Source organism: Streptomyces sp. NPDC005004 (assembly GCF_053600675.1).
The window spans coordinates 182,054-200,047 of sequence record NZ_JBSGAH010000010.1; the positions used below are offsets into that span (position 1 = coordinate 182,054).

The window sequence follows — 17,994 nt, forward strand, 5'->3', positions numbered from 1 at the left end:
CGGTGGCGTTATCCCTTCACGGCGCCCGCGGTCAGACCCGCGGCCATCTTGCGCTGGATGATGAGGAACAGGACGACGATCGGCACGGCCATCATGGTGGCGCCGGCCATCATCGGGGCGTACTCGGTGCCGTTCTTGGTGGTGAAGTTGCCGAGCCACACGGTGGCCGTCTGGTGCTCCTGGCTGAGCAGCATCAGGGCGTAGAGGTACTCGTTCCACGCCTGGATGAAGCCGTAGACCGAGGTGGCGACCATGCCGGGGGCCAGCAGCGGGAAGACCACGCGCAGGAAGGCGCCGGTGCGCGAGCAGCCGTCCACCATGGCGGCCTCCTCCAGTTCGCGCGGGATGTTGACGATGAAGCCGCGCAGCGTCCACACCGTGAACGGGAGGATGAAGGTCAGGTACGTGATGATCAGACCGGGGAGCTTGTCGTACTGGCCCAGGTCGTTGAGCAGCAGGAACACCGGGATGATCATGGCGACCAGCGGGACCATCTGCACCGCGAGGATGCCGACGATGACGACCTTGCGGCCGCGGAAGGCGAACCGGGAGATGGCGAGCGCGGCGAGCGTGCCGACGACGAGACCGATCAGCACGACGGACACGGACACCACGAGGCTGCGCCCGACCGGTCCCCAGAAGTCCGCGATGGCCAGCGCACGGCGGAAGTTGGCGAGGGTGAACCCCGTGGGCAGCAGGCTGGGGTCGGGGTCGATGGCGTCCTTGGCCGGCTTGATGGCCGTGTCGAGCATCCAGTAGACGGGGAAGCCCGCGGTCGCGAAGACGAGGAGGCCGAGGACGTTCCAGCCGAACCGGGCCGTGCGGCGGCGGGGGGCGGGGGAAGCCGTTGCGCTCATTCGACCTCTCCGATCTTCAGCATCTGGCGCATGTAGACGGCGACCACGGCGAGCATCAGCAGGATGGTGACGACGGCGATGGCCGAGCCCTGCGCGTAGTCGTTGACCACGAAGGCGCGGTCGAAGGAGTAGGTGGTCAGCAGTTGGAACTCGGGCTCGGGGTGACCGCCGCGCATCACGAAGACCTGCGGGAAGACGCCCATGTCCCAGATGACCGACAGGGTCGTGAGCATCACGAGGACCGGCTTGAGGATCGGCAGGGTGACATGGCGGAAGACGCCCCAGGCGCCCGCGCCGTCGAGCCGGGCCGCCTCCTCCAGTTCCTTGGGGACCTGGGTGAGTCCGGCGCTGAGGGTGATGGTCACGAAGGGCACCGCTCCCCAGACCACCAGGAGCATGATGACCGCGAGTCCCTGCGGGCCGCTCGCGAACCAGTTGTGGCCCACCATCTCGACGCCGGGGAGCTTGCTGAGCAGGGCGTTGAGGATGCCGTAGTCGGAGTCGAAGAGCCACTTGAAGACGGTGGTGGCGACGATGACGGGCATACCCCAGCTCGCCACCAGGGCGATGTTGACCAGGGTGCGGACCCAGCCGGAGACGCGCTGGAGCAGCAGGGCGATCAACATGCCGAGCACCATGGTGAGGATCACCGAGCCGCCCGCGAAGATCAGCGTGCGCAGCACGACCTGCCAGAACTCGCCGTCCCCGAGCACCGACGAGAAGTTGGCGAAACCCACCGACTCGGCGGGCTGGAAGCCCCACAACTGGGACTGCCCGAACTTCTGGAACGACAGGGTGACCAGGCGCACCAGCGGGTAGCCCATGACGAGGGCGAGGATCAGCAGACAGGGTGCGAGCAGCAGCCAGGGCGTGGCCGCGCCGCCCCGCGCGCCGGACCGTGGTGTTCCGCCGGGTGCGGCGGGGGGCGGTGCCTGGCGCGGTGGCGGCACCTTGGCCGGGGTGGTCGTGTCTGCGGCACTCATCGCGCGCTCCTCAGCGGTCCCTGTGCTCGTACGCGGGCGGCGGCCGCGCGGTGGGTCTGGTCGTACGCGGGTGTGCGCGCGGCACCCGGGCGGGCGGCGGCCGGTCCCCGCGCGGGGGTGCGTGCGCGGGCACCGGCCCCGGTGCGGTCCGGGGCCGGTGTGCTCCGCGCTCGGGTCACTTGTTGTTGATGACCTTGTCGATCGCGGCGTCGGCCTGCTTCGCGGCGGCCGCGGGCGTCTGCTTGCCGGTGCCGATGTTCTGCAGCATGTTCTGCAGGATCTGCGCCTTCTCGACCTGGCCCCAGCCGGGCGCCATCGGCACGAACCAGCTCGACTCGGCCGCGGTGGCCGGGACGGCGGTCGCCGGGTCGTTCTTCAGGGTGGCGAGGTCGGCCTTGTTGTTGGGCAGGTTGCCCTTGGCCATCAGGCCCTTCTGCCCCGAGGGCCCGGTGAAGGCGTTGATCCACTCGGCGGCGAGCCCCTGCGCCTTGGACTTGACCGGGACGGCCAGGTCGGAACCGCCGAGGAAGACCGGGATGTTCTTGCCGGACGGACCGGGCATCACGAAGTTCTCGAGCTTGTCCTTGAGCCCCCCGACCTTGTCGTTCTTCGGGTCGGCGGCGGTGGCGCCCTCCCAGGCGGCACCGAAGATCATGGCGGACTTGCCCTGTCCGAAGACGATGGGACGGTCGGACTCGTCCTTGGTCTTGTCGCCGTGCATGTACTTGTCGAGCACGGTCTTGTACTCGGTCAGGCCCTTGAGCGACTCGGGCGAGGACAGGCTCGCCTTCCACTGGCCGCCGCTCTCCTTGGCGATGGCGCCGCCCGCGTCGTAGACGAAGGACATCGCGGCGTACCAGTCACGGGAGGGCTGGTACCAGGCGCTGAACTTGCCGCCCTTCTTCTTCTGGATCTTGTTCAGGTCGGCGGTCAGCTCGTCGTAGGTCTTCGGGACCTCCTTGACGCCGGCCGCGGCGGCGATGTCCTTGCGCCAGCTCGCGACCCGGCCGCCCGCGTAGTACGGAACGCCGTAGGTCTTGCCCTCGTACGTCACCGACGCCTTGAGGCCGTCGAGCCAGTCGGCGGACTTGGCGAACTTGGTCGCGTCCAGCGGGGCGAAGGCGCCCTTGACCATGTAGCCGAGCATCTCGGTGTTGCCCATCTCGACCACGTCGGGGGCCTTGTCGGTGGCGAGGACGGCGTCGAGCTTGGTGTTCTTGTCCGGCCAGCCGTAGTACTCGTGCTTGATCTTCAGGCCGGGGTGCTTCTTGACGACCGCCGCGTCGGCGGACTTCACCAGCTCGGGCCAGTTGTTCTGCGCGTCGACGGTGAGCCAGACGGTCAGCTCCTTGGCGTCCGCCGCCCCCTTGCCGTCGTTGTCGCTCCCGCACGCCGCGACCGAGACGATCATGCCCGCGATGCCGATCGCGGCTGTCAGTCTGCGCTTCACGCCACCCTCCTCAAGGGACGCCACCCACCCCCCTGCCACCCCCTCGATGCACGGCTGCGCGCCGAACCATCCGTGGGACCGGGAACTGGACCAATGGTGTAGACCAGCACCGGGAGCCTGACCCACGCCAATGAGCATGTCAAGGGTGTTCCTGCGGGCCACGGGCGTCCGTGATGCGACCGAGATATGCAGGGACCTTTCATTGCTCAAGCGACAGATCGGACGGACCAGTTCCGGTGGACCACTGGCAGGAAATGCGGTGTGGACTAGACCAGCAGAAGTAGCGGCGGTATACAGGGAGGTCACGGAGCGTGCGGGCCGCAGCCGGTCGCGCGCCGCCGTGCCACGATGTGGGCCGTGGCCGATGGACGTCGGTCGCTTTCGGCGTCCGGAGCCGGGAAGGCAGAGCATGAGCACCGATGTCAGCAGGGCGGAGAACGAGGCCGGCGCGACCGTCCGTACCGCGCGCGTGCCCAAGTACTACCGCCTGAAGAAGCATCTGCTGGACATGACGGAGACGCTTCCCCCCGGCACGCCCGTCCCGCCCGAGCGCACGCTGGCCGCCGAGTTCGACACCTCCCGCACCACCGTCCGCCAGGCCCTCCAGGAACTGGTCGTCGAGGGACGGCTGGAGCGCATCCAGGGCAAGGGCACGTTCGTCGCCAAGCCCAAGGTCTCCCAGGCGCTCCAACTGACCTCCTACACCGAGGACATGCGCGCCCAGGGCCTGGAGCCGACCTCGCAGCTCCTCGACATCGGGTACGTCACGGCCGACGACCGGCTCGCCGGGCTGCTGGACATCACCGCGGGCGGACGCGTGCTGCGCATCGAGCGGCTGCGCATGGCCAACGCCGAGCCGATGGCCATAGAGACCACCCATCTGTCCGCCAAGCGCTTTCCCGCGCTGCGCCGTTCGCTGGTGAAGTACACCTCGCTGTACACCGCGCTCGCCGAGGTCTACGACGTCCATCTCGCCGAGGCCGAGGAGACCATCGAGACCTCGCTGGCCACCCCGCGCGAGGCCGGCCTGCTCGGCACCGACGTGGGCCTGCCCATGCTGATGCTGTCCCGCCACTCCCTGGACCGCGAGGGCAACCCGGTGGAGTGGGTGCGCTCGGTCTACCGGGGCGACCGCTACAAGTTCGTGGCCCGGCTGAAGCGGCCCGTGGACTGAGAATCCCGCCGCGGGCCCGCCCGGCTGGGGGTCCGGGGGTCATCCCCCGGGACGACACGGCGTGGCCCGGCTGAAGCGGCCCGTGGACTGACCTGCGGCGCTCTCCCCCATCTCCGCACCTCACAGCGGCATATCAATACACGGACGAGGGGTTCCGCTCCCGCCTGCCGTCACCTACATTGCCAGCGCATTACGCAGTGATCAACGCTGATCAACGAGGGGACGGAGCGGTGGCATGTCCGAATCACCCGAAGTGAGGCCCCCGGTGGTGACACCGGTCCGTGTCGTCATCGGCCTGTGTCTTCTCGCGCCGTTCGTCGCGATGCTGTGGGTCGGCTCGTTCGCGAAGACGGACCCGACGTTCATCGGCATCCCGTTCTTCTACTGGTACCAGATGCTGTGGGTGCTGGTCTCCACCTCGCTCACCATGCTGGCGTACCAGCTCTGGCAGCGCGATCAGCGCGCCCGCAAGGCTCAGGTTCAGGACGGGGGTGCGTCCCGGTGAAGGACGGCGTCAACGGCGTGGCGCTCGGCGTCTTCGTCTTCTTCTTCCTGGCCGTCACGGTCATGGGCTTCCTGGCCGCGCGCTGGCGCAAGGCCGAGAACGAGCACTCGCTGGACGAATGGGGGCTGGGCGGCCGGTCGTTCGGCACCTGGGTCACCTGGTTCCTGCTCGGCGGCGACCTCTACACGGCGTACACCTTCGTCGCCGTGCCCGCCGCGATCTACGCGGCCGGTGCCGCCGGGTTCTTCGCGGTGCCGTACACGATCCTGGTGTACCCGCTGATCTTCACGTTCCTGCCCCGGCTGTGGTCGGTCTCGCACCGCCACGGGTACGTCACCACCTCGGACTTCGTGCGTGGGCGGTTCGGCTCGAAGGGCCTGTCGCTGGCGGTGGCGGTCACCGGCATCCTGGCGACCATGCCGTACATCGCGCTCCAACTGGTCGGCATCCAGGCCGTCCTGGACGTGATGGGCGTGGGCGGCGGCGAGAACACCAACTGGTTCGTGAAGGACCTGCCGCTGCTGATCGCCTTCGGTGTGCTCGCGGCCTACACCTACTCCTCGGGCCTGCGCGCCCCGGCGCTGATCGCGTTCGTGAAGGACGCGCTGATCTACATCGTCATCGCGGTGGCGATCATCTACATCCCGATCAAGCTGGGCGGGTTCGACCACATCTTCGCGGCCGCCGACAAGAAGTTCACCGCGGCGGGCGCGGGCGGTCTGGTCCCGGCACCGGCGGGCCAGTGGACGTACGCCACCCTGGCGCTCGGTTCGGCGCTCGCGCTGTTCATGTACCCGCACTCGATCACCGCGACCCTGTCGTCCAGGAGCCGTGAGGTGATCCGGCGCAACACCACGATCCTGCCGCTGTACTCCCTGATGCTGGGCCTGCTCGCGCTGCTCGGCTTCATGGCGATCGCGGCCGGAGTGAAGGTGGCCAACGGGCAGTTGGCGATCCCGCAGCTCTTCGAGGACATGTTCCCGAGCTGGTTCGCGGGCGTGGCCTTCGCGGCGATCGGCATCGGCGCGCTGGTCCCGGCGGCCATCATGTCGATCGCGGCCGCGAACCTGTTCACCCGGAACATCTACAAGGACTTCATCAAGCCCGACGCCACGCCCAGGCAGGAGGCGCAGGTCTCCAAGCTGGTGTCGCTCCTGGTGAAGGTCGGCGCGCTGGTCTTCGTCCTCACGATGGACAAGACGGTGGCGATCAACTTCCAGCTCCTGGGCGGCATCTGGATCCTCCAGACCTTCCCGGCGCTGGTGGGCGGTCTGTTCACCCGCTGGTTCCACCGCTGGGCACTGCTCGCGGGCTGGGCGGTCGGCATGGTCTACGGCACGCTGGCCGCGTACGGGGTCGCCTCGCCGACGCAGGCGCACTTCGGCGGCTCGGCCAAGGAGATCCCGGGCATCGGTGAGATCGGCTACATCGGTCTGACGGCCTTCGTGCTGAACGCCCTGGTCACCGTGGTCGGCACGGTCGTCCTGAAGGCCGTGAAGGCTCCCGAGGGCGTGGACGAGACCCGGCCCGGGGACTACACGGCGGACGCGGGCGACGCGGGCGTCGAGGTGGAGCTGCCGCCCGCCACGGCGGGGAGCGCGCACTAGTCCCCGTCACTCAACTACCTTGCGGGCCGCCGGAAACGCGAGAGCGCCGGCGGCCCGCCGTCGTCCACACTCACGGTATGGACTTCCTCATCCGGCAGGCCCGCCCCGACGAGTACGCGGAGCTGGGCGAGATCACCGCCCAGGCCTACCTCCAGGACGGGCTCCTCGACTTCGGGGAGGGCGACGCGTATCTGACCGAGCTGCGGGACGTGGCGAAACGGGCGGCCGCCGCCGAGGTGCTGGTGGCCGTGCGGGACGGGGTGCTGCTGGGCGGTGTGACGTTCGTCCCGTCCGGCGGTCCGATGAGCGACATCGCCGGGGCGGGCGAGGCCGAGATCAGGATGCTGGCGGTCGCGCACGCCGGCCGGGGGCAGGGAGCCAGGGAGGCGCTCGTACGGGCCTGTGTGGAGCGCGCGCGGGCCGTGGAGGGCTGTGTACGGGTCGTGCTGTCGACCCAGCCGACGATGCGCGCGGCCCACCGGATCTACGCGCGCCTCGGCTTCGTTCGCACACCCGAGCGGGACTGGAACCCCCTGCCCGGCCTGCCGGAGATCGCCCTGCTTACCTACGAGTTCACGCTCTGAGATCACCGCGACACACGACAGACACAACATCTGGGGGTGCCACGACAGCACGGCACTAGATGTATGCTCATGCTCGCTGTCGCCGCAGGGGAATCCGGTGCGAATCCGGAACTGTCCCGCAACGGTGTACTCGCGTGCTTTGCGCACGCCCGCTTCAGTCCGAGGACCTGCCGACAGCGCGCCCGGCCGTCCGGTCCGGGTGCCCTGAAGACGTCCGGGCCTCGTGGAGTGGGCCGGTGGACGCGACGCGTGCGCGCTCGTGCCCTCCCCTGCCCTCCGCCAGGCCCCCGTGCCCAGCGAGGGAGAGCCCCACGTGACCATCGCGCCGTCCGACCCGGCTTCAGCCACCCCGGCGACCCGGGTGGAGAACGACGGTCCCGGAGCCGCGCTGCTGCGGACCCTGACCGAGCTGACCGCAGACCTCCCCGACGCCGACCCCGGCCGGGTCGCCGCCGCCGCGCTGCGCGGCCGTTCGGCGAAGGCCGACGAGGCCGAGCTGCGTGAGCTGGCGACCGAGGCCGCCGCCGGTCTGATCTCCGAGGACCCCGCCTACTCGCGGCTGGCCGCCCGGCTGCTCACGCTCTCCATCCGCGCCGAGGCCGCCTCGCAGGGCGTGGCGACCTTCACCGAGTCCGTGGCCGTGGGCCACCGCGAGGGCCTGGTCGCCGACCGCACCGCCGACTTCGTCGCGCTGCACGCCGCCCGCCTTGACGCCCTGATCGACACCGGCGCCGACGACCGGTTCGGCTACTTCGGTCTGCGCACCCTGCACAGCCGCTATCTGCTGCGCCACCCGATCACCCGCAAGGTGATCGAGACCCCGCAGCACTTCATGCTGCGCGTGGCGAGCGGTCTGGCCGAGAACGACAGCGCCGCCGCCGTGGACGAAGTGGCCGCGCTCTACGGCCTGATGAGCCGCCTGGACTATCTGCCGTCCTCCCCCACGCTGTTCAACTCCGGTACGCGGCACCCCCAGATGTCGTCCTGCTACCTGCTGGACTCCCCGCTGGACGAGCTGGACTCCATCTACGACCGCTACCACCAGGTGGCCCGCCTCTCGAAGCACGCCGGTGGCATCGGTCTGTCCTACTCCCGCATCCGCAGCCGGGGTTCGCTGATCCGGGGCACCAACGGGCACTCCAACGGCATCGTGCCGTTCCTCAAGACGCTGGACGCCTCGGTGGCCGCGGTCAACCAGGGCGGGCGGCGCAAGGGCGCGGCCGCGGTGTACCTGGAGACCTGGCACTCCGACATCGAGGAGTTCCTGGAGCTGCGCGACAACACCGGTGAGGACGCGCGCCGTACGCACAATCTGAACCTCGCGCACTGGATCCCGGACGAGTTCATGCGCCGGGTCAACGCCGACGAGCAGTGGTCGCTGTTCTCCCCGGCGGACGTGCCCGAGCTGGTCGACCTGTGGGGCGAGGAGTTCGACGCCGCCTACCGCAAGGCCGAGGCGTCGGGTCTGGCGAAGAAGACCATGCCGGCCCGCGAGCTGTACGGCCGCATGATGCGCACCCTCGCGCAGACCGGCAACGGCTGGATGACCTTCAAGGACGCCGCCAACCGCACCGCCAACCAGACGGCGCTGCCGGGCAACGTGGTCCACTCCTCCAACCTCTGCACGGAGATCCTGGAGGTCACCGACGACGGCGAGACCGCGGTCTGCAACCTCGGCTCGGTGAACCTGGGCGCCTTCGTGGTCGACGGTGACATCGACTGGGCGCGCCTGGACGAGACCGTCCGCACGGCCGTGACCTTCCTCGACCGGGTCGTGGACATCAACTTCTACCCGACCGAGCAGGCGGGCCGCTCCAACGCCAAGTGGCGCCCGGTGGGCCTCGGCGCGATGGGCCTCCAGGACGTCTTCTTCAAGCTGCGCATCCCCTTCGACTCCCCCGAGGCGAAGGCGCTGTCCACGAAGATCGCCGAGCGCATCATGCTGGCCGCCTACGAGGCGTCCGCCGACCTCGCCGAGCGCCCCCAAGCACCTACGACAGGCTCCGGTGCAGGGGGGACCCCCATCGGCCCGCTCCCCGCCTGGGAGCAGACCCGTACCGCCCAGGGCGTGCTGCACCCCGACCACTACGACGTCGAGCTGACCTGGCCGGAGCGCTGGGCCGCGCTGCGGGAGCGGATCGCCACCACCGGCATGCGCAACTCCCTGCTGCTGGCCATCGCCCCGACCGCCACCATCGCCTCCATCGCGGGCGTCTACGAGTGCATCGAGCCGCAGGTGTCCAACCTGTTCAAGCGCGAGACGCTCTCGGGCGAGTTCCTCCAGGTCAACTCCTACCTGGTGCAGGAGCTGAAGGACCTCGGCGTGTGGGACGCCCGCACCCGCGAGGCGCTGCGCGAGGCCAACGGCTCGGTGCAGGACTTCGTCTGGATCCCCGAGGACGTGCGGGCGCTGTACCGCACCGCGTGGGAGATCCCCCAGCGCGGCCTGATCGACATGGCCGCCGCGCGGACCCCGTTCCTGGACCAGGCGCAGTCGCTGAACCTGTTCCTGGAGACGCCGACCATCGGCAAGCTCTCCTCGATGTACTCCTACGCCTGGAAGTCGGGTCTGAAGACCACGTACTACCTGCGCTCGCGCCCGGCGACCCGCATCGCCCGCGCCGCCCAGGGCCAGACGCAGCCGGCCAAGACCATCCCCGTCCAGCAGGCCGCCGACCCCGACGCCGTCGCCTGCTCCCTGGAAAACCCCGAGTCCTGCGAGGCCTGCCAGTAATGACCGAGAAGAACCTGCTCGACCCCGGCTTCGAGCTGACTCTCCGCCCCATGCGCTACCCGGACTTCTACGAGCGCTACCGGGACGCCATCAAGAACACCTGGACCGTCGAGGAGGTCGACCTCCACTCGGACGTCGCCGACCTGGCGAAGCTCTCCCCCGAGGAGCAGCACCTGATCGGCCGCCTGGTGGCGTTCTTCGCCACGGGTGACTCGATCGTGGCGAACAACCTGGTGCTGACGCTGTACAAGCACATCAACTCCCCCGAGGCGCGGCTCTACCTGAGCCGTCAGCTCTTCGAGGAGGCCGTGCACGTCCAGTTCTATCTGACGCTGCTCGACACCTATCTGCCCGACCCGGAGGACCGCGCGGCCGCCTTCGCGGCGGTGGAGAACATCCCCTCCATCCGCGAGAAGGCCGAGTTCTGCTTCAAGTGGATCGACTCGGTCGACAAGCTGGACCGGCTGGAGACCAAGGCGGACCGCCGCAAGTTCCTGCTGAACCTGATCTGCTTCGCCGCGTGCATCGAGGGCCTGTTCTTCTACGGCGCCTTCGCGTACGTCTACTGGTTCCGCAGCCGGGGTCTGCTGCACGGCCTCGCCACCGGCACCAACTGGGTGTTCCGCGACGAGACGATGCACATGTCCTTCGCCTTCGACGTGGTCGACACCGTCCGCAAGGAGGAGCCGGAGCTGTTCGACGACCAGCTGGAGCAGCAGGTCACCGACATGCTGCGGGAGGCCGTCGAGGCCGAGCTGCAGTTCGCGCGCGACCTGTGCGGTGACGGCCTGCCCGGCATGAACACCGAGTCGATGCGGCAGTACCTGGAGTGCGTCGCCGACCAGCGCCTCACGCGCCTCGGCTTCGCCCCGGTGTACGGCTCGGAGAACCCGTTCTCCTTCATGGAGCTCCAGGGCGTTCAGGAGCTGACGAACTTCTTCGAGCGCCGCCCGTCGGCGTACCAGGTCGCGGTGGAGGGCACCGTGGACCTGGACGAGGACTTCTGAGCCTCGCGCCTTCCGGACGCCTCCCGGTGTCCCCGGTCCTCCTGGGCCTTCCCGAGCTGCCGGTCGATGCGCCCGTCGCGCACGATGCCGAGCACCGAGGGCAGGGCCAGGAGGACCAGGATCCCGAGGGTGGCGACCATTCCGATGAGACCTTCGATCTGGTTTCCGTTCATGGACACCACTGTCCTGCGTTTCACTCCTGACCGGCACTGGCAGGACTGCCGCGCACCCTCGATTTACTGCCAGCCGCGCGTCACACTGACACCATGCTGAAGAACGTGGCGGCGGTACTGCTCGACGGAGTCCATCCCTTCGAGCTGGGCGTGGTGTGCGAGGTGTTCGGCATCGACCGCAGCGAGGAGGGTCTGCCGGTCTACGACTTCGCCGTGGTCTCGGCGGAGGGCCCGACTCTCTCCACCCACTGCGGCTTCACCGTCTCCACCCCGCACGGTCTGGAGCGGCTGGAGGAGGCGGACCTGATCGCCGTCCCGGCCGGCGAGACCTACGCCGAGCGCGACTACCCGCCCGAGCTGCTCGACGCCCTGCGCCGCGCCGTCGCGCGCGGCACCCGGGTGCTCAGCGTCTGCTCCGGCGTGTTCGTCCTTGCCGCCGCCGGTCTCCTGGACGGCCGCCGCTGCACGGTGCACTGGCACCACGCCGACCAGCTCACCCGGCGCCACCCCCGGGTCACCGTCGAACCCGACGTGCTCTACGTGGACGAGGACCCGGTGATCACCTCGGCGGGCACGGCGGCGGGGATCGACGCCTGCCTCCACATCGTCCGCAAGGAGCAGGGCCCCGAGGTCGCCAACAAGATCGCGCGCCGGATGGTGGTGCCCCCGCACCGCGACGGCGGCCAGGCCCAGTTCATCGAGCGGCCACTGCCCAAGGGGCCCTGCGACACCATGGGCGACGTGCTGGTGTGGATGGAGGAGCACCTCGACGAGGAGGTCACCGTCGAACAGCTCGCCGCCCGCGCCCACATGGCGCCGCGCACCTTCGCCCGGCGCTTCCAGCAGGAGACCGGCACGACGCCGTACCGCTGGATTCTGCGCCAACGGGTGCTGCTGGCGCAGCGGTTGCTGGAGGGCACCGACGAGACCATGGACTCGATCGCCTGGCGCACCGGGTTCGGCACCGCGGCCGCGCTGCGCCACCAGTTCGTCAGGGCGCTGGGCACGACCCCGGCGGCGTACCGGCGCACGTTCCGGGGCCCGAGGGCCGCCTGACCGTACGCCGGTACGCGTCGCTCACCACGTGTCGCTCACCACTCGACGGGTTCGACCAGCAGTTGGTTGGGCCGCAGCGTGATGCCCACGCGGGTGGCGTCGTCGGACCCGCTGACCTGCCGGAAGCGGTACTTCGCCGAGAGGGCCGCCACGATCAGGCTCAACTGCGCCATGGAGAAGTGGTCGCTCGGGCACTTGCGGTTGCCGACGCTGAACGGGCTCATCGCGTACTTCGGCACCTCGGCGGCGCGCTCGGGCAGCCACCGGTCGGGGTCGAAGTCGAGGTGGCGGACGTAGGAGCGGTGGTCGCGCTGAATGGCGTAGGGACTGTAGATGATGTCCGCCCCCGCCGGAATGCGATAGTCGCCGAGCGTGGTGTCGGTCAGCGCACGCCGGGTCAATATCCATACGGCGGGGCGCAGTCGGAGCGCCTCGAGGACGACATTGTTGGTGTGCGTGAGCCGGCGTACGTGCTCGAATCCGACCGGCGCGCCTCCGGTTACGGATTCAACTTCCGCGCGTACCTTCTCGGCGTGTTCCGGATGGTCCGCGAGGATCTGGAGCAGCCACATGATCGTGGACGCCACGGTCTCGCTTCCGGGTGTCAGTATCGCGACGACCTGGTCGTGGATCTCCTGCTCGCTGATGGGTTCGCCATTGTCGTCCTTGGCGTCGAGCAAAGCCGTCAGCAAATCGTCCGGCTTTTGACCGGAAGCGCGCCGCTCCGTGACGATCTCGTCCACCAGGAGATGCAGATCGGCCAGGGCCCGGTTGAATTCGCGGTTGGCCGGGAACGGCAGCCGGTAGAGCGGCCCGAGGGGCAGCACCATGCGGCGGTACATGCCCCGGAAGACGGTGGCGAGGTCGGTGCTGAGGCGTTCCGCGCGCTCGTCCATGTACTGCCCGCGCAGCAGGCAGCGGGCCGCGATGCGCACGGCCACACGGAAGGACTCGGAGGTGGCGTCGACGGGCTCGCCGGGTTGCCAGCGCTCGGTGAGCGCGTGCGCCTCCTCCTCCATGATCGGGCCGTAGGCGGGTATCGCGGCCATGCGGAACGCGGGCTGGATGGTGCGCCGCTGGCGGCGGTGCACGGGGCCGTTGGCGGTGGCCACGCCCTGTTTGCCGAGCAGCCCCTCCAGGGACTCCCAGACCGGTCCGTCGATCTTGTAGTCGGGGCTGAGCGCGAGTGCGCCGGTGAGCGCCGGAGCGGTGACGGCGTACACCGTCTTGGGGCCGAGCCTGAGGCGCACGACCTCTCCGTGGTCGCGCAACTGGGCCATGAACGCGAGCGGGTCGCGGGCCAGTTTCAGGCCGTGCCCGAGGACCGGGACGGCACCTCCGGCGAGGGGCGGCTCGCGCAGTTCCACGGCCTCGCGGGTCTCGGGGTTGACGGACTCGACGGTCATTTCTCACCTGCCGCTTCGTTGTTGACGTAAGGGGGCGTGGACCGGTCGTCCCAGCTGTCGACCATGTAGCGGCCGGACTCGTGGTGGAACCAGTAGACGGTGCTGAACCAGTTGCGCATATTGCCGACGCACATGCGCACGGCGTCGCTCAATTCCTTTCCGTGCACGGTTCCGTCGTCGAGCGTGTCGGCGAACCGCAGCGCCTCGCTCTCGACTTCCAGGAATTTCCGGACGCATTCCTCGACGCGCCGCCGGAGTTCGTCCACGGCTTCTTCGAGTTTCAGTCCCTCGTGCGTGACGAGACTGATTCCGAGGTTGTGGACCTCGTCCCCCGCTATTTCCTTGGGCAGCGAGCAGAGGTCGTTGTACCAGGCGGCGAATTCCTGGCTCAGCAGCGCCGCCCGGCGGTAGGCCGGGTTCTTCCGCACGAAATCCGGGAGTTCGCATCCGGCGCTCGGCTCCAGCAGATCCGTCCATATCCAGTGGGCGAACGTGAGCCGCCTCAGGGCGAGATACTCCTCGACCCCCGGCACCCGGCCCTCGGACCGGTTGCGGAACTCGCGGTCGTACGCCTCGATCACCTCGTGGAAGTGCCGGGCGAACCGTTGGTTCCAGGTGGACGGCAGGAACGAGTAGAGCCGCAGCACACTGTCCGCGAACCCGGCGACCAGGGAGTCACCGTGGTGCAGATGGGACGCGGGGGCGTCGAGCGCGACGTGCAGTTGGTGACGCAGCCGACGCCAGTCGCCGGAGCGGCCGTGGACGATGTCGCGGTCGTGCCGGTCGTCCCAGACGAAGAACCAGGCGCTGTAGTCCGCGATCGCCTGGAGCACCTCGTCGGGGGCGCCGAGGTAGTACCCCGCCATGAGGTCCGTGTAGCACAGACCGTCGGCGTACTCGCGCACCTTGTCCGCTGGCATGAGCCGTTTTTCCAGCAGCCAGCGCCGGGTGTTCTCCTGAAGCTTTGGCCAATACGGATGGAGCTGCCGGGGAAAGGCGTCCTCGATCAACGGAAGGGCGAGAGACGGTGGTACGGCGATCGCGGTCGGTGATGTGGTGTCGCGTGAGAAAGCGTGCACGAGCAGTCCCCTCTCAGCCGCCAGGGCGCATACCCCTCCCTGCTGTACCGGGTGTGCGCCGTTGCGTATCCCCACACTCCCCATTCAGCACCACAACTGACCGTCTGGGGAACGGATTTGCTTCATTCACCACCCTAAGTCGCCGGGATTCTTGCGGCGAACAAATGAACGACGCCCGGTCGGGATCACTCCCGACCGGGCGTCGTGGCTGGTCTCGTACGGTCGCCGGGTGCTCCGGCACCCTGATCAGTCGTTGGCGACCACGGGGTAGCGTGGCTCGTTCTCGGCCATCTGCCGCAGCGCGTCCTTGCGGTCACGCTTGGACAGGCGGTCGATGTACAGGTAGCCGTACAGGTGGTCGGTCTCGTGCTGGAGGCAGCGGGCGAAGTAGCCGGTGCCGCGCACCTTGACCGGGTTGCCCTTCTCGTCCTGGCCGGTGACCTCGGCGTAGTCCGGGCGCGCGAGCGGCGCGTACGCCGTCGGCACCGAGAGGCAGCCCTCGTTGCTGTCGTCCAGCCGGCGCGCGGCGGCGGGCAGCTCGACCAGCTTGGGGTTGCAGATCACGCCGGTGTGGCGCACACCCTCGTCGTCCGGGCAGTCGTAGACGAAGACCTTCAGGTCCACGCCGATCTGGTTGGCGGCCAGGCCCACGCCCTCGGCGGTGCGCTGGCTGGCGAACATGTCCGCGACGAGCTGCTCCAGCTCGGGGCCGAACTCGGTGACGTCGGCGCACTCCTTGTGCAGCACCGGGTTGCCGACGACCGTGATCGGCCGCGAGGTCCCGCGCTCGCGCCAGGCCAGCTCTCGCTCCTCACAGTCCTCCGTGTCGACGACATAGCCCTCGTCATCGACGGGGAGCACGCCCGCGTGCTGCTGATCGGTGTCCTGCTGAGCCATGACCGACGTACGCCTTCCTCAAAAAAGCCAGGTGTGGAGTTGCTGATACAGACTACGTGGGACCAGCTTGCCAGGGGCGCGGGACCGTGTCCGATATGCGGCTCCGCCGCGTGGGCGCGAGCAGCCACGGGAGACCCGCACCCGGCCGCGGCGGTCAACACACCTCTTCGAGATCCCGCCAGTCCCGGGAGTCAGGGCTGTCGGCCACCCACCCGTCGAGCAACCCCCTCACAAGGGAGGCCGGCGCGGCCACCCCGCACTCCCGCTCCGGCACCCACAGCCGCCCGTCGGTGCGATGCCCCAACGGTCCCGGATGCCCCGGCTCGCTGTGATCGTGCGGGTCGAGGTGTATCCCCTCGCCCTCGTCCGACGGCATACGGGACTCCGAGCACATCCGGCACAGCAGCCGCACGGAGGACGACCAGTCCTCCGCCGCGAACCCCGCGTCCGCGGCCAACTGCTCCAGCGCGTCCCGGTCCGCCTCGGTCGCCGCCTCCAGGAGGACCACCCAGGTCGGCACGGGCGAGGGCGCCCACAGCTCGATCTCGTCGAAGACCGGGTACGAGTGTCCGGCGGACGTGGTGCGCTCGCCGTGCGGGACGCCGTCGTGCAGGACGACCTCGCCCCAGCGGCGCCCCGAGGACGGCAGCGGGATGGACAGCACCTCGATCCGCGCGGGGTCGAGCCTGCGGCCCCACACCACCTCGGCCTCGCCCTCGGGAGAGAGCCGTACGGCCGCGCTGCCCAGCTCCATGCCGAGCGGCTCACCGGGCACGGCGGAACCGCCGGGGACCTTGAGGCCGTACGCCTGCCAGGCGCGGCGCGCCAGCGGCCAGTCCTGGAGGGCGGTGGCGGCGATGCCGACGTTCCACCAGTCGGGGGCGCCGGTCTCGCGGTCGAGCAGGGCCACGGCGCGCAGTCCCGCGGCGCGGGCCTGCTCCCAGTCGTGCCGGAACTTGTGCAGCAGAGCGAGGTTGAACCAGGACTCCGCCAGCCAGGGTTCGAGGTCGGCGGCGCGGGTCAGCAGTTCGCCCGCGTCCTCGTACCGTCCGTCGCCGATCAGGGTGAACGCCCGGTCGGTGGCCTGCCGCCAGGAGGCGGAGGGCCGGTTCCTTCCCTTGCCGAAGATCCTCACGATTCCCGCCTGCCAGTTCCAGTTCCGCACAGTGGGCTGGCTTGTGCCCCCGGACACCCTCTCCCTCGCATCCAACCACGTGCGAAGGGACGGCCGCTCATTACCCATCGGTTACCCGGCGACCGGCAGAAGCAGACAGTCGCGGGACAGGACGCGCGCGAGCGCCTCCACCACCTCCGGAGCGTAGTCCCCGCCGGTGGCGAGGCGAAGTTCCTCCAGCGCGCGCAGCGGTCCCTCGGGGCCGGTGTCGCGCGCCTTCTCCTCGTAGGCGTTCACCGCCCGCACGATCCGGGCGGCGAGCGGCTGCTCCCGGTAGGGGTCGGCCTGCCGCTCGACCACCACGGCGACCGCCGGGGACACCCCGGTCTGCCGCACGACGGCGCCCCCGAGCAGGGCGATCCGCCGCTGCTCCCGGCGCGGCAGCACCGCCGTGGCCCCGGCCCGCACCGGGTCGACGAGGCTGAGCTGGCCGATGTCGTGCATCAGCGCCGCGTACTCCAGGACGGTCAGCTCGGGTCCGGTCAGGCCCAGGTCACGGCCGACGGCGAGGCTGAGGGTGGCGACCCGGCGGGCGTGTCCGGCGGGGGTGTACCCGGCGATCTCGGTGGCGCGGGCGAGGGAGGCGATGGTCTGCCGGTAGGTGGCGCGCACGGCCGCGTACCGGCGCACGGAGAGCTGGGTCAGCAGCAGGGGCAGGCAGAACACCGGCAGCGCCCACAGTCCGACCACGGCCACGGCGAGCGCCATCACCGCGCCGGTGGCGCACACGGCCGAGCCGATGCCGAGCAGTCCGCGCAACTCCTCCCGCAGCAGCGGGCCGAAGGGCCAGCGGGCGCGCGCGTGGGCGAGGGCCGCGGCCAGCACGGCGTCGCACAGCGCGGTCAGCGCGACGAGGGCGACGAGCAGCAGGGCGTAGGCGGGGCCGTCCCAGTAGGCGAACGTGCCCCGGGCGTACAGCGGCTGGAAGCAGACGGCGGCGAAGCCGACGGTCAGGACCCGGCGGGCGAGGTGGTCGAGGGTGGGGGTGCGGCCGCGCCAGATGTGCGGGACGCCGCCGAGCAGGGAGGCGGCGAGGACGACGGTGACGATCTGGGCGGCGCCGTGCCGCGCGGGATGTCCGGCGTCGGCGCCGAGGAGGGCGTAGGCGAGCGATCCGGCGGTGCCGAGGGGGGCGGTCCGCCGGGTCTCGGGGCCGTTCCAGCGGGTCAGTTCACCGACGGCTATGAGCACGCCGAAGGCGAGCGCGGTGCCCCGCCCCTCGACGCCGGTCCACAGGGTGGTGGTGAGCGCGGCGGCGGCGGTGAGCGCGGCGGCGCCGTGGATGAGCCGCAGGGCGGTCATCGGCGC

16 protein-coding genes and 1 riboswitch are annotated in these 17,994 nt (G+C 69.8%); of the genes, 7 read left to right on the top strand and 9 right to left on the bottom strand.

The annotated features are described in order from the left end of the window. Window positions 1–8 precede the first annotated feature (8 nt). The 3 genes from ACWEEU_RS16795 to ACWEEU_RS16805 all read right to left on the bottom strand — a co-directional run bounded on the left by ACWEEU_RS16795 (window position 9) and on the right by ACWEEU_RS16805 (window position 3,290). The gene (locus tag ACWEEU_RS16795) at window positions 9–857 is read right to left on the bottom strand and encodes a carbohydrate ABC transporter permease (RefSeq protein ID WP_385745485.1); all 849 of its coding nucleotides are present in this window, start codon (window positions 855–857) and stop codon (window positions 9–11) included. After that, entirely contained in the window at window positions 854–1,840 is a 987-nt protein-coding gene (locus ACWEEU_RS16800; RefSeq protein WP_385745483.1) for a carbohydrate ABC transporter permease, read from the bottom strand. Before ACWEEU_RS16800 ends, ACWEEU_RS16795 begins: the two co-directional genes overlap by 4 nt. Window positions 1,841–2,015: 175 nt before the next feature. After that, window positions 2,016–3,290, bottom strand: coding sequence for an extracellular solute-binding protein (locus ACWEEU_RS16805; RefSeq protein WP_385745481.1), 1,275 nt, complete (start codon window positions 3,288–3,290; stop codon window positions 2,016–2,018). 409 nt (window positions 3,291–3,699) lie between these two features. On the opposite strand from ACWEEU_RS16805, the gene ACWEEU_RS16810 reads away from it, so the two are divergent. The 6 genes from ACWEEU_RS16810 (at window position 3,700) to ACWEEU_RS16835 (ending at window position 10,901) form a co-directional block, all read left to right on the top strand. After that, complete coding sequence (locus ACWEEU_RS16810; protein WP_018544429.1) at window positions 3,700–4,464, top strand: GntR family transcriptional regulator; 765 nt, start codon at window positions 3,700–3,702, stop codon at window positions 4,462–4,464. A 235-nt stretch (window positions 4,465–4,699) separates the two neighbouring features. After that, entirely contained in the window at window positions 4,700–4,969 is a 270-nt protein-coding gene (locus ACWEEU_RS16815; RefSeq protein ID WP_385745479.1) for a DUF3311 domain-containing protein, read from the top strand. Then, the gene (gene mctP, locus ACWEEU_RS16820) at window positions 4,966–6,576 is read left to right on the top strand and encodes a monocarboxylate uptake permease MctP (RefSeq protein WP_385745477.1); all 1,611 of its coding nucleotides are present in this window, start codon (window positions 4,966–4,968) and stop codon (window positions 6,574–6,576) included. The genes ACWEEU_RS16815 and mctP overlap by 4 nt, the downstream gene beginning before the upstream one ends. 77 nt (window positions 6,577–6,653) lie before the next feature. Continuing rightward, window positions 6,654–7,160 carry a GNAT family N-acetyltransferase gene (locus tag ACWEEU_RS16825; protein WP_451733025.1) on the top strand — a complete coding sequence of 169 codons (507 nt, stop codon included), beginning with the start codon at window positions 6,654–6,656 and terminating at the stop codon, window positions 7,158–7,160. A 63-nt stretch (window positions 7,161–7,223) separates the two neighbouring features. Beyond that, a riboswitch (cobalamin riboswitch) is annotated at window positions 7,224–7,349 on the top strand. A gap of 124 nt (window positions 7,350–7,473) precedes the next feature. Beyond that, window positions 7,474–9,894, top strand: coding sequence for a ribonucleoside-diphosphate reductase subunit alpha (locus tag ACWEEU_RS16830; RefSeq protein ID WP_385745473.1), 2,421 nt, complete (start codon window positions 7,474–7,476; stop codon window positions 9,892–9,894). Further along, on the top strand, window positions 9,894–10,901 hold the full coding sequence (locus ACWEEU_RS16835) for a ribonucleotide-diphosphate reductase subunit beta (RefSeq protein WP_385745471.1): 1,008 nt from the start codon (window positions 9,894–9,896) through the stop codon (window positions 10,899–10,901). The genes ACWEEU_RS16830 and ACWEEU_RS16835 overlap by 1 nt, the downstream gene beginning before the upstream one ends. Here the strand turns inward: ACWEEU_RS16835 and ACWEEU_RS16840 are convergent. Beyond that, window positions 10,814–11,074, bottom strand: coding sequence for a hypothetical protein (locus tag ACWEEU_RS16840; protein WP_451733029.1), 261 nt, complete (start codon window positions 11,072–11,074; stop codon window positions 10,814–10,816). The two genes, ACWEEU_RS16835 and ACWEEU_RS16840, sit on opposite strands and share 88 nt — an antisense overlap. Window positions 11,075–11,167: 93 nt before the next feature. On the opposite strand from ACWEEU_RS16840, the gene ACWEEU_RS16845 reads away from it, so the two are divergent. Next, window positions 11,168–12,130: a GlxA family transcriptional regulator gene (locus ACWEEU_RS16845; RefSeq protein WP_451733032.1), complete on the top strand. Its 963-nt coding sequence runs from the start codon at window positions 11,168–11,170 to the stop codon at window positions 12,128–12,130. Window positions 12,131–12,165: 35 nt separating this feature from the next. Here the strand turns inward: ACWEEU_RS16845 and ACWEEU_RS16850 are convergent, their stop codons facing one another. The 5 genes from ACWEEU_RS16850 to ACWEEU_RS16870 form a co-directional block, all read right to left on the bottom strand. Then, a complete protein-coding gene (locus tag ACWEEU_RS16850; protein WP_385745465.1) occupies window positions 12,166–13,536 on the bottom strand; it encodes a bifunctional albaflavenone monooxygenase/terpene synthase in 1,371 nt (456 codons plus the stop codon). After that, window positions 13,533–14,615: an epi-isozizaene synthase gene (gene cyc1, locus ACWEEU_RS16855; protein ID WP_451733036.1), complete on the bottom strand. Its 1,083-nt coding sequence runs from the start codon at window positions 14,613–14,615 to the stop codon at window positions 13,533–13,535. The genes ACWEEU_RS16850 and cyc1 overlap by 4 nt, the downstream gene beginning before the upstream one ends. A gap of 246 nt (window positions 14,616–14,861) precedes the next feature. Then, window positions 14,862–15,512 carry a peptide deformylase gene (def, locus tag ACWEEU_RS16860; protein WP_385745461.1) on the bottom strand — a complete coding sequence of 217 codons (651 nt, stop codon included), beginning with the start codon at window positions 15,510–15,512 and terminating at the stop codon, window positions 14,862–14,864. Between the two features lie 154 nt (window positions 15,513–15,666). Then, complete coding sequence (locus tag ACWEEU_RS16865; protein WP_026248318.1) at window positions 15,667–16,647, bottom strand: hypothetical protein; 981 nt, start codon at window positions 16,645–16,647, stop codon at window positions 15,667–15,669. 111 nt (window positions 16,648–16,758) lie between these two features. Next, entirely contained in the window at window positions 16,759–17,988 is a 1,230-nt protein-coding gene (locus ACWEEU_RS16870; protein WP_451733040.1) for an HD-GYP domain-containing protein, read from the bottom strand. Window positions 17,989–17,994: the final 6 nt, after the last annotated feature.

What these genes read in the sequence shown, in the direction of transcription:
- ACWEEU_RS16795 (WP_385745485.1), bottom strand. Translation starts at nt 857, where the DNA reads ATGAGCGCAACGGCTTCCCCCGCCCCCCGCCGCCGCACGGCCCGGTTC.
- ACWEEU_RS16800 (WP_385745483.1), bottom strand. Translation starts at nt 1,840, where the DNA reads ATGAGTGCCGCAGACACGACCACCCCGGCCAAGGTGCCGCCACCGCGC.
- ACWEEU_RS16810 (WP_018544429.1), top strand. Translation starts at nt 3,700, where the DNA reads ATGAGCACCGATGTCAGCAGGGCGGAGAACGAGGCCGGCGCGACCGTC.
- ACWEEU_RS16815 (WP_385745479.1), top strand. Translation starts at nt 4,700, where the DNA reads ATGTCCGAATCACCCGAAGTGAGGCCCCCGGTGGTGACACCGGTCCGT.
- ACWEEU_RS16825 (WP_451733025.1), top strand. Translation starts at nt 6,654, where the DNA reads ATGGACTTCCTCATCCGGCAGGCCCGCCCCGACGAGTACGCGGAGCTG.
- ACWEEU_RS16835 (WP_385745471.1), top strand. Translation starts at nt 9,894, where the DNA reads ATGACCGAGAAGAACCTGCTCGACCCCGGCTTCGAGCTGACTCTCCGC.
- ACWEEU_RS16840 (WP_451733029.1), bottom strand. Translation starts at nt 11,074, where the DNA reads ATGAACGGAAACCAGATCGAAGGTCTCATCGGAATGGTCGCCACCCTC.
- ACWEEU_RS16845 (WP_451733032.1), top strand. Translation starts at nt 11,168, where the DNA reads ATGCTGAAGAACGTGGCGGCGGTACTGCTCGACGGAGTCCATCCCTTC.
- ACWEEU_RS16850 (WP_385745465.1), bottom strand. Translation starts at nt 13,536, where the DNA reads ATGACCGTCGAGTCCGTCAACCCCGAGACCCGCGAGGCCGTGGAACTG.
- def (WP_385745461.1), bottom strand. Translation starts at nt 15,512, where the DNA reads ATGGCTCAGCAGGACACCGATCAGCAGCACGCGGGCGTGCTCCCCGTC.
- ACWEEU_RS16870 (WP_451733040.1), bottom strand. Translation starts at nt 17,988, where the DNA reads ATGACCGCCCTGCGGCTCATCCACGGCGCCGCCGCGCTCACCGCCGCC.